Annotated in this window: 11 protein-coding genes; 2 read left to right on the top strand and 9 right to left on the bottom strand. The window is 73.7% G+C overall.

The annotated features are described in order from the left end of the window. Positions 1-14: 14 nt before the first annotated feature. From HK417_RS01410 to HK417_RS01380, 7 genes are all read right to left on the bottom strand, one after another. Positions 15-2,546 carry an ATP-dependent Clp protease ATP-binding subunit gene (locus tag HK417_RS01410; RefSeq protein ID WP_222262537.1) on the bottom strand — a complete coding sequence of 844 codons (2,532 nt, stop codon included), beginning with the start codon at positions 2,544-2,546 and terminating at the stop codon, positions 15-17. 353 nt (positions 2,547-2,899) lie between these two features. After that, on the bottom strand, positions 2,900-3,256 hold the full coding sequence (locus HK417_RS01405; protein WP_222262534.1) for a histone-like nucleoid-structuring protein Lsr2: 357 nt from the start codon (positions 3,254-3,256) through the stop codon (positions 2,900-2,902). A 145-nt stretch (positions 3,257-3,401) separates the two neighbouring features. After that, positions 3,402-4,919: a lysine--tRNA ligase gene (lysS, locus tag HK417_RS01400; protein ID WP_308123300.1), complete on the bottom strand. Its 1,518-nt coding sequence runs from the start codon at positions 4,917-4,919 to the stop codon at positions 3,402-3,404. A 37-nt stretch (positions 4,920-4,956) separates the two neighbouring features. Further along, complete coding sequence (locus tag HK417_RS01395; protein WP_222262532.1) at positions 4,957-5,757, bottom strand: type III pantothenate kinase; 801 nt, start codon at positions 5,755-5,757, stop codon at positions 4,957-4,959. 5 nt (positions 5,758-5,762) lie between these two features. Beyond that, positions 5,763-6,266, bottom strand: coding sequence for an aspartate 1-decarboxylase (gene panD, locus HK417_RS01390; protein WP_306433713.1), 504 nt, complete (start codon positions 6,264-6,266; stop codon positions 5,763-5,765). After that, the gene (gene panC, locus HK417_RS01385; protein WP_222262530.1) at positions 6,263-7,117 is read right to left on the bottom strand and encodes a pantoate--beta-alanine ligase; all 855 of its coding nucleotides are present in this window, start codon (positions 7,115-7,117) and stop codon (positions 6,263-6,265) included. Before panC ends, panD begins: the two co-directional genes overlap by 4 nt. After that, a complete protein-coding gene (locus HK417_RS01380; protein WP_222262528.1) occupies positions 7,114-8,082 on the bottom strand; it encodes a Rossmann-like and DUF2520 domain-containing protein in 969 nt (322 codons plus the stop codon). The genes panC and HK417_RS01380 overlap by 4 nt, the downstream gene beginning before the upstream one ends. A 295-nt stretch (positions 8,083-8,377) precedes the next feature. Between HK417_RS01380 and HK417_RS01375 the strand changes: the two genes are divergently transcribed. After that, positions 8,378-9,133, top strand: coding sequence for an SDR family oxidoreductase (locus HK417_RS01375; RefSeq protein WP_222262527.1), 756 nt, complete (start codon positions 8,378-8,380; stop codon positions 9,131-9,133). 86 nt (positions 9,134-9,219) lie between these two features. Here the strand turns inward: HK417_RS01375 and HK417_RS01370 are convergent, their stop codons facing one another. Beyond that, positions 9,220-10,695 carry a hypothetical protein gene (locus HK417_RS01370; RefSeq protein WP_222262525.1) on the bottom strand — a complete coding sequence of 492 codons (1,476 nt, stop codon included), beginning with the start codon at positions 10,693-10,695 and terminating at the stop codon, positions 9,220-9,222. A 90-nt stretch (positions 10,696-10,785) separates the two neighbouring features. Between HK417_RS01370 and HK417_RS01365 the strand changes: the two genes are divergently transcribed. Beyond that, on the top strand, positions 10,786-11,394 hold the full coding sequence (locus HK417_RS01365) for a DUF1684 domain-containing protein (protein ID WP_222262523.1): 609 nt from the start codon (positions 10,786-10,788) through the stop codon (positions 11,392-11,394). A gap of 82 nt (positions 11,395-11,476) precedes the next feature. Here the strand turns inward: HK417_RS01365 and HK417_RS01360 are convergent, their stop codons facing one another. Continuing rightward, positions 11,477-12,475, bottom strand: a complete 999-nt coding sequence (locus HK417_RS01360; RefSeq protein WP_222262521.1) for a glycine betaine ABC transporter substrate-binding protein — start codon at positions 12,473-12,475, stop codon at positions 11,477-11,479. Positions 12,476-12,504 lie beyond the last annotated feature (29 nt).

Genomic DNA, 12,504 nt, shown 5'->3' with positions numbered 1-12,504 from the left:
ACGGCGGTCCTCTGTCACTCGGACTGCGCGGCCGGGCCTTCCTCGTCGTCGGCGCCCGAGAGCGCCACCGGCGGGGTGTCCGGCAGGTCGACCGGCTTGGCCTCACCCCGGAAGGTGAACTTGCCCTCGGCGCCCTCGCCGTCGACGTCCACCACGATGATCTGACCGGAGGTCAGCTCGCCGTAGAGGATCTTCTCCGAGAGCGCGTCCTCGATCTCCCGCTGGATCGTCCGCCGCAGCGGGCGGGCACCCAGGACCGGGTCGAAACCGCGTGCCGCCAGCAGCTTCTTGGCCGCCGGGGTCACCTCGATCGCCATGTCCTTGTTCTTCAGCTGGCCTTCCACCCGGTTGAGCATGAGGTCGACGATGTTGACGATCTCGTCCTCGGTCAGCTGGTGGAACACGACGATGTCGTCGATGCGGTTGAGGAACTCCGGCCGGAAGTGCTGCTTGAGCTCCTCGTTGACCTTGAGCTTCATCCGCTCGTAGTTGCTGGCCGTGTCGTTCCCGGCCTGGAAGCCGAGGCCGACCGCCTTGGAGATGTCCCGCGTCCCGAGGTTCGTGGTCAGGATCAGGATCGTGTTCTTGAAGTCCACGATCCGGCCCTGGCCGTCGGTCAGCCGGCCGTCCTCCAGCACCTGCAGCAGCGTGTTGAAGACATCGGCGTGCGCCTTCTCGATCTCGTCGAAGAGGACCACCGAGAACGGCTTGCGCCGCACCTTCTCGGTCAGCTGGCCACCCTCGTCGTAGCCGACGTAGCCGGGAGGGGCACCGACGAGCCGCGACACGGTGAACCGGTCGTGGAACTCGCCCATGTCGATCTGGATGAGCGCGTCGTCCTCGCCGAACAGGAACTGCGCCAGCGCCTTCGCCAGCTCGGTCTTACCGACACCCGAGGGGCCGGCGAAGATGAACGAGCCACCGGGACGGCGGGGGTCCTTCAGGCCCGCCCGCGTACGCCGGATCGCCTGGCTGACGCTCTTGATGGCCTCTTCCTGGCCGATGATCCGCTTGTGGAGCTCGTCCTCCATGCGGAGCAGCCGAGTGGTCTCCTCCTCGGTCAGCTTGAAGACCGGGATGCCGGTCCAGTTCGCCAGGACCTCGGCGATCTGCTCGTCGTCGACCTCGGCCACGACGTCCATGTCGCCGGCCTTCCACTGCTTCTCGCGCTCGGACTTCTCCCCGAGCAGCTGCTTCTCCTTGTCGCGGAGAGACGCGGCCTTCTCGAAGTCCTGGGCGTCGATCGCCGACTCCTTCTCGCGGCGGATGCCGGCGATCCGGTCGTCGAACTCGCGCAGGTCCGGCGGGGCGGTCATCCGCTTGATCCGCATCCGGGCACCGGCCTCGTCGATCAGGTCGATCGCCTTGTCCGGGAGGAAGCGGTCGGAGATGTACCGGTCGGCCAGCGTCGCGGCGGCGACGAGCGCGCCGTCGGTGATGCTGATCCGGTGGTGCGCCTCGTAGCGGTCGCGCAGCCCCTTGAGGATCTCGATGGTGTGCTGCAGCGTCGGCTCGCCGACCTGGATCGGCTGGAAGCGCCGCTCGAGCGCGGCGTCCTTCTCCAGGTGCTTGCGGTACTCGTCGAGCGTGGTGGCGCCGATGGTCTGCAGCTCACCGCGGGCCAGCATCGGCTTGAGGATGCTGGCGGCGTCGATCGCGCCCTCGGCGGCACCCGCCCCGACGAGGGTGTGGATCTCGTCGATGAACAGGATGATGTCGCCGCGGGTGCGGATCTCCTTGAGGACCTTCTTCAGCCGCTCCTCGAAGTCACCGCGGTAGCGGGAACCGGCGACGAGGGCACCGAGGTCGAGCGTGTAGAGCTGCTTGTCCTTCAGCGTCTCGGGCACCTCGCCCTTGACGATGGCCTGCGCGAGGCCCTCGACGACGGCGGTCTTGCCGACGCCGGGCTCGCCGATGAGGACAGGGTTGTTCTTGGTGCGGCGCGAGAGGACCTGCATGACCCGCTCGATCTCCTTGGCCCGCCCGATGACCGGGTCGAGCTTGGAGTCGCGCGCGGCCTGGGTCAGGTTGCGGCCGAACTGGTCGAGGACCAGCGAGGTCGACGGCGTGCCCTCGGCGGGGCCACCGGCGGCGGCCGGCTCCTTGCCCTGGTAGCCGCTCAGCAGCTGGATGACCTGCTGGCGGACGCGGTTGAGGTCGGCGCCGAGCTTCACGAGCACCTGGGCGGCGACGCCCTCGCCCTCGCGGATCAGGCCGAGCAGGATGTGCTCGGTGCCGATGTAGTTGTGTCCGAGCTGCAGCGCCTCGCGCAGCGACAGCTCGAGGACCTTCTTGGCGCGGGGGGTGAAGGGGATGTGACCGGACGGGGCCTGCTGACCCTGACCGATGATCTCCTCGACCTGCTGCCGGACGCCCTCCAGCGAGATGCCGAGGGACTCGAGCGCCTTGGCAGCGACACCCTCACCCTCGTGGATCAAGCCCAGGAGGATGTGCTCGGTGCCGATGTAGTTGTGGTTGAGCATCCGGGCCTCTTCTTGGGCCAGGACGACCACCCGACGGGCTCGGTCGGTGAACCGTTCGAACATCTGCTGCTTCTCCTCTGACCGGCTGGCTGTGTTCGGTCCCGGGAGGGACGGTGGACACCCGACGTTCGTCGGCGCGCAGGGCACCGGTCGCTCCACTGTAGTTCGCACCACCGGATCGGCGTCGAGACGAGGCCGTCCCACCCGGTCCGGGTGGCTCGACGGGTTCAACTGTGGCCCCACGCGCGGTGTTCCGCCGCAATTACGCCGTCAGCGGACGACCTCCCGGCGGGTGCCCGCACGGCGAGTGCACGACGGCCCGGCACCCCGAGGGGGGTACCGGGCCGACGTGAGCAGAAGGACCTCCCTGCCCCCCACCGCTCGCGAGCTCGCGGCGGGGCCCTGCAGGGAGTCCGTTAGTGGGCGGCCTCGTAGGCCTCGACGATGCTGGCGGGGATGCGACCGCGGTCACTGACCTCGTGCCCGTTCTTGCGCGCCCAGTCCCGGATCGCGCCGGCCTGCTCGCGGTCCATCCGGCCGCCGCCGGTGGCGCGGGAACGCCCGCCGCCGGACGCCCGGCCACTGCCGCGACCGCCGGTGACCTTGCGGGCCGCCTGCACGTAGCGACCGAGGGCCTCGCGCATCTCGCGCGCATTGTCCTCGGACAGGTCGATCTCGTACGTGGTGCCGTCGAGGGCGAAGGTCACCGTCTCGTCGGCGGGAATGTTGTCGTCGAGGTCGTCGCTCAGGATGACCTGGACCTTGCGAGCCATTCGTTTCCCCACTCCTGTTTCAGCGGCACGGTGCCGTCTCTCATCCGCCCGCGTCTCGGGCACTGCACCCATTTCACCACAATGCGGACGGAATGACGCGGAGCCGCCGAATCCTCTCCCCCGAATGACTCGGGAGAGTGACAGCTCATTGACTGAGCGGACGCACCAGCGGGAAGAGGATGGTCTCGCGAATACCGAGACCGGTCAGTGTCATGAGTAGCCGGTCGAGCCCCATCCCGACGCCGCCCGTGGGCGGCATCCCGTACTCGAGGGCCTCCAGGAAGTCCTCGTCCAGGGCCATCGCCTCGGGATCGCCGGCGGCGGCGAGCAGCGCCTGCTGGGTGAAGCGCTCCCGCTGGACCACCGGGTCGGTCAGCTCCGAGTAACCGGTGCCCCGCTCGACACCGGCGATGTAGAGGTCCCACTTCTCGGCCACACCCGGGTCGGTGCGGTGCGCGCGGGTCAGCGGGGAGGTGTCCACTGGGAAGTCGATGACGAAGGTCGGGGCCCGCAGCGTGTGCTGGACCAGGGCCTCGAACAGCTCCTCGACGACCTTGCCCGGCAGCCACGCCGGGTCCACCCCGACGTCGTGGTGCGCGGCCAGCTCCCCCAGCCGCTCCACCGGCGTCTTCGGGCTGACCTCCTCGCCCACGGCGGTGGAGACCGCGTCGTACAGCCTCACCTGCGGCCATTCCCCGGACAGGTCGAGCTCCGTGCCGTCGTGGTGCCGGGCGATGTGGTCGCCGAACAACGCGGCGCAGGTCTCCTGGACGAGTTCCCGGGTGATGGTCGCCACGTCCTGGTAATCCGTGTAGGCCGCGTAGAACTCCAGCATCGCGAACTCCGGGGAGTGCGAGGAGTCCGCACCCTCGTTCCGGAAGTTGCGGTTGACCTCGAACACCCGGTCCAGGCCACCGACGATGCAGCGCTTGAGGAACAACTCCGGCGCGATGCGCAGGTAGAGGTCGAGGTCGAACGCGTTCATGTGCGTGCGGAAGGGCCGTGCCGCGGCGCCGCCGTGCACCGTCTGGAGCATCGGGGTCTCGACCTCGAGGAAACCGCGGGAGGACAGCCCCGTGCGCAGGCTGTTCATGACCGCGGCCCGCTGCTGCACGGTGCGGCGGGCCTCGTCCCGGACGATCAGGTCGACGTACCGCCGGCGGACGCGCAGCTCCTCGCTCATCGGCTTGTGGGCCACCGGCAGCGGGCGCAGCGCCTTGGCGGTGAGCTGCCAGGAGTCGGCGAACACCGAGAGCTCGCCGCGCCGCGACGTCCCCACCTCGCCGATGACCAGGACGTGGTCACCGAGGTCGACGTCGGCCTTCCAGGCGGCGAGGGCCGCCTCGCCCACCCGGTCGATCGCGAGCATGACCTGCAGCTCGGTGTCGCCCTCGCGGAGGGTGGCGAAGCACAGCTTGCCCGTGTTGCGGGAGAAGATCACCCGGCCGGTGACGCCGACCCGGTCGCCGGTCGTGGTGTCCGGCTCCAGGTCCGGGTGGGCCGCCCGCACCTCGGCAAGAGACGTCGTGCGGGGCACCCAGACCGGATAGGGGTCCACCCCGGCCTCCCGCAGCCGGTCCAGCTTCCCGCGGCGGACCCGCATCTGCTCGGGGAGCTCGTCGTCGACGGGGGTGCCGGCACTGGGGCCCGGTTCCACACTCACGCCCGCAGAGCCTACGGGCGTGAGTGCGGCCACCCTCTCACCGATGGGCGGCGCCACCTGCCTGGTGCCGCTCGAAGGCCAGCCGCAGCCCGTGCACGGTGAGGTCGGGCTCGCGCTCGTCGATCGAGCGGCAGCTGTCGGCCATCAGCCGGTGCAGGCCGCCGGTGGCGACCACCACGGGCGGCTGGCCGAACTGGGCCTCCAGCTCCGCCGCGATCCGGGCGACCAGCCCGTCAACCAGGCCGGCGAAGCCGAGCACGAGCCCGGACTGCAGCGCCGCGACGGTGTTCTTGCCGATGGCCTGCTGCGGCACGGTGAGCTCGACCGACCGGAGCTGGGCGGCCCGGGTGGCGAGCGCGTCGAGGCTCACCTCGACCCCCGGGGCCAGCGCGCCGCCGAGGAACTGGCCCTCCGGGCCGACCGCGTCGACGTTCGTGGAGGTGCCGAAGTCCACCACCACGACCGGCCGGGCGCCGCCGTCGGGCCGCCGCCCGAACAGCTCGTGGGCGGCCAGCGCGGTCACCACCCGGTCGGCGCCGACCTCCCGCGGGTTGTCGACGTGCAGCGGCACCCCGGTGCGCACCCCCGGACCGATGAGGGTCACCGGGACGGCGAGCCGGTCGAGCAGCTGGCGCAGCGTGGGCAGCAGCGCTGGAACCGTGGAGCAGGCGGCCACGCCGGTCACCTCGGTGTCCCGCAGCAGGCCCCGCCAGAGCATGTGCAGCTCGTCGGCGGTGGCCCGCGACTGCGTCGTGACCCGCCAGCCGCCGACCCGCCGCGCACCGTCGAAGGTGGCCAGCACGGTGTGGCTGTTGCCGACGTCGACGGTGAGCAGCACGGACGTCAGCGGACCGGGACGCCAAGCGGAAGGACCTCGTCCTGCCCTCCGCTCGCAAGCTCGCGAGGGAACCCGGGACGAGGCCGGAAGTCGGAAGCGGTCGAAGGGCTGCGCTGCTGGTCGACCGCGCCGGGCACCGGCGCCGAGGGGTCGCCGCCGAGCCCGACGATCCGGTTGGCGCCGTCGACGTGCACGACCTTGGGGATGTAGGACTTGGCCTCGGTCTCATCCATCAGGCCGTAGCTGATCACGATCACCAGGTCGCCGGGGTGGACCAGGTGCGCGGCGGCACCGTTGATGCCGATCACGCCGGTGCCGCGCTCACCGGGGATGACGTAGGTCTCCAGCCGGGCGCCGTTGGTGACGTCGACGATCGCGACCTGCTCGCCGGGCAGCAGGTCGGCGGCGTCCAGGAGGTCCTCGTCGATGGTCACCGAGCCCACGTAGTGCAGGTCGGCCTGGGTGACGGTGGCCCGGTGGATCTTGCTCTTGAGCATGGTGCGCATCATCGGGGCTCTCCCAGGCGGATCTCGGTGTTGTCGATGAGTCGGGTGCTGCCGGCGCGGGCGGCGACCAGCAGGCGGGCCGGCCCGGCGGCGGGGGCCGGGCGGAGGGCGGGGTCGGTGAGCTCGAGGTAGTCGGGCACGAGCTCCGGGGTCGCGGCGAGCACCGCGCGGGCGGCGGCCAGGACGGCGGCGGCCCCTTGCGGGCCCGCGGCGGCCCCGGCGCGCAGCGCGGTGGACAACGCCGCGGCGGCGGTCCGCTGTTCCGCCGACAGGTAGCGGTTGCGGCTGGACAGCGCCATGCCGTCGTCCTCCCGGACGGTCGGCGCACCGACCACCTCGATGCCCAGCGCCAGCTCGCGGGCCATCGCCCGGATGAGCGTCAGCTGCTGGTAGTCCTTCTCGCCGAAGACGGCGACGTCCGGACGCACCAGGCCGAACAGCTTCGCGACGACGGTGAGCACGCCGGTGAAGTGCCCGGGCCGGACGGCGCCCTCCAGCACGTCGCCCAGCGGACCGGGCTGCACGGTCACCCCGCGAGAGCCGGGTGGGTAGACCTCCTCCACCGGCGGGTGGAACACGACGTCGGCGCCCTCCTCGGCGAGCGCGGCGAGGTCGGCGTCCCAGGTGCGCGGGTAGCGGTCGAAGTCCTCGCCGGGCCCGAACTGGGTGGGGTTGACGAACACCGAGACGACGACGCTCCCCCCGTGCCGCCGGGCGGCGCGCACCAGGGAACGGTGCCCCTCGTGCAGCGCGCCCATCGTGGGCACCAGCACCACCGGGCCGGGGAGAGCGGACCGCAGCCGGGCCAGGTCGGTCGTGGTCTCCGCGATGGCGGGCTGGACGACGGCGGTCATCGGGCGGCCTGCTCGGGCGAGCCGCTGAGCAGGTCGAGCAGCGGGTCGCCCTCGTGCCGCCGGAGCCGGCCGGCGGCCAGCGCCCGCTCGGTGGTCCGCCGGGCCATCGCGACGTACGCGTCGACCGAGGAGGGTGCCCGCTCGGTCAGGGTCTGCACGTGCGCACGGACCGTGCCGACGTCGCCGCGGCTGACCGGCCCGGTGAGGCCGCGGTCGCCGCGGCGCAGCCCGTTGTCCAGGGCCGCGGTGAGCAGCGGGCCCAGCACGCGGGCCGGCGCGCCGACGCCGGCGGCGCGCAGCAGGTCGGCTGCCTCGGCGACCAGCGTGACCAGGTGGTTGGCGCCGGTGACCAGCGCGGCGTGGTACAGCCTTCGGTCGGCCTCGGCGACCCAGAACGGATCGCCGCCCATCTCCAGCACGAGGGTCTCGGCGACGGCCCGGTGCTCGGGCCGGCTGGTGACCCCGAACGGGGCGGCGACCACGCGCTGCAGGTCCTCCGGACTCCCGGAGAACGTCATCGCCGGGTGCAGCGCCAGGGCGAGCACCCCAGCCCCCTCGGCCGGCTCGAGCACGGCCAGGCCGTGTGCGCCGGAGGTGTGGAAGGCCAGCTGGCCGCGGCGCCAGGCGCCGGTCTCGGCCAGGCCGGCGACCAGGCCGGGCAGGGTGTCGTCCGGGACGGCGAGGACCACCAGGTCACTGGCGGCGACCACCTCGTCGGCGGGCCGCAGCGGGACCCCGGGAAGCAGCCGGGCCGCGCGCTCGGCGGAGGCGGCGGACAGGCCGGCCGCGGCGACCACGTCGTGGCCCGCAGCGGCGAGCGCGGCGCCCAGGATGGCGCCCACGCGGCCGGCGCCGATGACACCGACGCGGAGCCGGGCGGGGGCCTCGGCGGCGGGGGGCAGCCCCGCGGCGGGCAGGACGGTAGGGGGCGCGGCGGCGGCCGCGCGCGAGGGACGGACGGGCATCCCGGTGCACCTCTCGTTCCAGTCCCTGGCGGGTACCGGACTCGGGTCGCTCGGCCCACCTCGTCGTGGACCGTGGAGAGCAGGGGTCGTGCGGTCGACGTCCCACCCGCTGCAACCACCGGGGTCGCCGGTGTGTCACGCAGGCGTCGTGTCAGTGCCGAGTGTGTGACCGTCCGGGGCGGCCTGCAACGGGCGGGGACTGTGTCGTGACTCACTCGTGCCCTGGGGAGGCCCCGGGACCCGGTTAGGTTGGACCGCCGCCGGCACCGGAGCCGGCCCGGTCGGGAGGAGCACGGTGGGCACGTTCGAGGGACGCACCGCACTGGTCACCGGCGCGAGCCGGGGCATCGGGCTGGCGATCGCCACCAGCCTGGTCGACCGGGGGGCGCGGGTCGTGCTCACCGCCCGCAGGCCCGAGGCCCTCGCCGAGGCGGTGGAGGCGCTCGGCGGGCCGGACCGCGCCGTCGCCGTCGCCGGCAACGCCGGCGACCCCGAGCACCGCGCCGCGGCCGTGCGCACCGCGATCGAGACCTTCGGCAGCCTCGACGCGCTGGTCGGCAACGTCGGCATCAACCCGGTGTTCGGCCCGCTGATGGACGTCCCGCTCGACGCCTTCCGCAAGATCCTCGACACCAACGTCGTCGCCAGCCTGGGCCTGGTCCAGGAGGCCTGGCGCGCGTGGATGTCCGAGCACGGCGGATCGGTGCTGATCGTCGCCTCGGTCGCCGGGCTGAAGTCGAGTGAGGGCATCGCCGCCTATGGGGTCAGCAAAGCCGCGCTGGTCAACCTGACCACGCAGCTCGCCGTCGAGCTCGGCCCCCGGGTGCGGGTCAACGCGGTGGCGCCGGCGGTGGTGCGGACGCGGTTCGCCGAGGCGCTGTTCAGCGGCCGCGAGGAGGAGGTCATCGCGCAGTACCCGGCCGGCCGGCTGGGGGTGCCCGAGGACGTCGGCGAGGCCGCGGCCTACCTGCTCGGGGACGGCGCCGGCTGGGTCACCGGGCAGACCCTCGTGCTCGACGGCGGGGCGCTCTCCCGCGGCCCCATCGCATAAGGACCTCGTCCCTCCCCACGATGCGCTCCGCGCGCCGCGGGCCCCGGGGACGAGGCCATCAGGTGCGGCCGAGGACCCGGAAGACTTCAGTGGCGGCCGAGCACCCGGGACAGGACGTCGTCCCCGCCGTCGTCGTCGTCGCGGTACCGCCGCCGGCGGCGACCGCTCGGTGTCTCCACCCCGCTCTCCGCGAGGATCTGCTCCAGCCGGGCGTGACCCTGCGGCTCGGGCGCCTGCCGGGCGGGCGCGTCCAGGACCACGTGGCTGCCCGTGAGCGGCGGGACGGCGTCCGCCACGACCTCGGGCACCCGCGGCTGCTCGTCCGTCTCGGCGGCCCGCCGGTGGTGGCGGGGAGCCGTTCCGGCCGACGCGTCCGGGGCCCAGTCGCGGCGGGAGAACGGCACCGGCCGGGCGCCGGTGGCCGGTGCGGACGCGAGGACCGGCGAGGACGCCGGGACCGGCACCACGGGGCGCTCGGCGGTCCCGAGCAGCGACCGGTCACCCAGCCACTCGATCGGCGACTCGGGCCGGACCTCGACGCGGGGTTCGAGCACCGGCTCGGCCGTCAGTCCGTCCTCGGGCGCGAGCGGACGCGCCGGCTCAACCGCCGGCGTCGGGACCGGCGGGCGAGGCACCTCGACGACCGGCCGGGACGCCGGGGTCACCGTCTCCCAGCTCGCGGCGCCCTCGATCGTCGGCGCGTCGATGCCGCCACCGGCCAGCGGACCGCGGACGGTCTGGGCGCGCATGACCATCCGCTCGTAGAACAGCTCGCCGGACAGCTGCTCGGTGAGCTCGGCGCGCAACCGGCCGAGGTCGGCGCGCAGCTCGCCGACGCCCTCGAGGTCCGCCCGCAGCTGGGTCAGCGCGGCCACCTCGGCGCGCAGCTGCCCGAGGGCGGCCAGCTCGTCGCGCAGCTGCCCCACGCCGGCCAGCTCCGTGCGCAGCCCGCCGACCGCGGCGAGCTCGGTGCGCAACTGCGCGATCTCCTCACGCATGCCCTGCTCGGCCGCCCGGCGCAGCCGGCTGTCCTGCAGCGTCTCCTCCCGGTCGCGGGGGTCCCGCAGCTCGTCGGCCGGGGCCGTTCCGCGGTCGCCGTGTCGGTCACCGGTCAGGAACGCTGCCCCGACGACCGCCCAGCAGACGGCCAGCAGCGCGATCCGCAGCACGAGGGCGTTGTCGGTGACGAAGACGGCGACCGTGGCGGCCGCGGCGAGCACCAGGCCGACCGCGGGCCAGGGAAAGCGGCGGCGCGGGGCGGCGTCGTCCGCCGCCTCGGTGGCCAGGGCCGATGCCGGGCCGGCCGGGATCGCTGCCGGGCCGGCCGGGACCGCTGCCGGGCCGGCCGGGACAGCTGCCGGGTGGACCGGCGCCGCGGCCGGGCTCACCTGTGTGACCGGGGCCGCTGGCTGGACGGCGGGGACCGCCGGCGCCGCCGGTCGGGCGGCGGGGCGGGGCGACGCGGTGGGCCGGACGCTCGCGGAGCGGGCCGGCGGCGGCACCGGCGGCCGCGAGGGTCCGGCGGAGGGGGCAGCGGCCTCGTCGTCCCGGCTGCTACCCATGCGATGACCCTACGGGCGGATCCGGCAGCGGAGCGTGACCGACCCGATTTGAGGACAGTCGTGTGACGGATGGGTGGCAGGGTGGCGGGAGTGACGACCTCCCTCCTGGACTGGCGGCGGCGGATGGCCGCCCTCTACGCCGAGGTCCGCGATGACCGCGATCCCGAGTCGGGCTGGCTGCGGTGGCGCGCCGGGCGGGACGCCCTGCTGGCCGGGCACGACGAGTCGCCCCTCACCGCGGAGGCGCGGGCCGGGTTCCCGGGGCTGCCGTTCGCGCCGTACGACCCGTCGCTGCGCTTCGTCGTCCCGGTCGACACCGACGTGGAGCCGGTGCGCCTGGGTGTGGCGACCACGGACGAGGGCGGCGTCGTGCTGCACCTGATCGGCCGGGTCACCCTCGGGGAGGTCGGCCGGCTCGACGTGTGGTGGATCGCCGGTTACGCCGGCGGGCTGTTCCTCCCGCTGCGGGACGGCAGCGCCGGGGCCACGACCTACGGCGGCGGGCGCTACCTGCTCGACACCCTCAAGGGCGCCGACCTCGGGGGGGACGGCGACCGGCTGGTGGTCGACCTGAACCTCGCCTACCACCCGTCGTGCACCTACGACCCGCGCTGGACGTGCCCGCTCGCGCCGGAGGGCAACCGGGTGGACGTCGTCGTCCCCGCCGGTGAGCAGCTCCCGCCGGGCGGCTGGTACTGAGAAAGGACCACCCTGCCCCCCACCGCTCGCGAGCTCGCGGCGGGACCCGGCAGGGTGGCCTGACCCGTCCCGTTGCGACGGCTCAGCCCTGGGCCAGGGCGCCGTCGGAGCTGAAGACCAGGCCGATCGAGACCTCGCCCTGCTGGATGGCGGCCTTGGTCAGCGGGCCGCCGGCGTCCAGCTCGCTGAAGCTCGCGAACTGCAGGCCGTAGGTCTCCTCCAGCCCCGGCTGGCACTGCGGCCGCTCCGGGCACTCGCCGGGGCCGCCGAGCACCAGCGAGCCGTCGCCGCAGGCATCGGCCAGCTCGGAGAGCGTGGTGACGCCGAGCTGGTCGGCGAAGTCCTGGGTGACGGCGAAGGCGTTCTGGTCGGCGGCCTCGGCGGGCTCCCCGAACACCAGCCCGGCCTGCTCGGCGAGCGGGGTCAGCGCGGCGACCGTCTCGGCGACGTCCCCGCTGGCGACCTGACGCGCGTCGTCGGCGTCCAGCGCCTCGGTGACCGTGGCCAGGTACTCCGGGAACGCCTGGATCTCCCCCCGCTGCAGCGCGGGCAGGTACAGCTCACGGTTCCCGACGGTCTGCACGCTGGCCTGGAAGCCGGCCGCGGTGAGCACGTCGGCATAGATGGTGGCCAGCACCTGGGACTCGGTGAAGTCCGCGGCGCCGACGACGATCGGGCCGCTGCCACCGGAGAGACCGGTGTCCAGGCCGTTCTCGGTGGTCCAGGCGGCGGCGACCTCCTCGGCGCTCTGCCGCTGCACGTCGACGGCGGCGTTCATCTCGATGAGCTCGTCGGTGGTCAGCTCCGCCGAGACACGGTTCAGCGTCTCCAGCAGCGCCGGGTTGGCCTGCGCGGCGGCCGCGTTGACCGCAGGGACGATGTTGTCGGCGTTCTGCAGCTGCTGGTCGTCCTCCAGGACCACCAGCTGGTCGCCGGCGACCGGGGCGCAGGCGTCGCCGGACGCCGTGCCGCTGGCCTCCGCGCCGCCGCCGGTGCCGGACGAGCCGGACTCCCCGCAGGCGGCCGTGGCCAGCACCGCGGCGAGGGCGAGCAGGGGGAGGGACCGGGATCGCGCGCGCATGAGCTCCGCCTTCTGTGTCCCGTGGCGTC

The organism is Modestobacter marinus (assembly GCF_019799945.1).
Taxonomy (GTDB): Bacteria; Actinomycetota; Actinomycetes; order Mycobacteriales; family Geodermatophilaceae; genus Modestobacter; species Modestobacter marinus_B.
The sequence above is the reverse complement of the archived record's forward strand: the minus strand, read 5'-3'. Positions and strand labels throughout refer to the sequence as shown.

Excerpts from the sequence above, each read along its gene's own strand:
- HK417_RS01410 (WP_222262537.1), bottom strand. The coding sequence starts at position 2,546 with ATGTTCGAACGGTTCACCGACCGAGCCCGTCGGGTGGTCGTCCTGGCC.
- HK417_RS01405 (WP_222262534.1), bottom strand. The coding sequence starts at position 3,256 with ATGGCTCGCAAGGTCCAGGTCATCCTGAGCGACGACCTCGACGACAAC.
- panD (WP_306433713.1), bottom strand. The coding sequence starts at position 6,266 with ATGATGCGCACCATGCTCAAGAGCAAGATCCACCGGGCCACCGTCACC.
- panC (WP_222262530.1), bottom strand. The coding sequence starts at position 7,117 with ATGACCGCCGTCGTCCAGCCCGCCATCGCGGAGACCACGACCGACCTG.
- HK417_RS01380 (WP_222262528.1), bottom strand. The coding sequence starts at position 8,082 with ATGCCCGTCCGTCCCTCGCGCGCGGCCGCCGCCGCGCCCCCTACCGTC.
- HK417_RS01370 (WP_222262525.1), bottom strand. The coding sequence starts at position 10,695 with ATGGGTAGCAGCCGGGACGACGAGGCCGCTGCCCCCTCCGCCGGACCC.
- HK417_RS01360 (WP_222262521.1), bottom strand. The coding sequence starts at position 12,475 with ATGCGCGCGCGATCCCGGTCCCTCCCCCTGCTCGCCCTCGCCGCGGTG.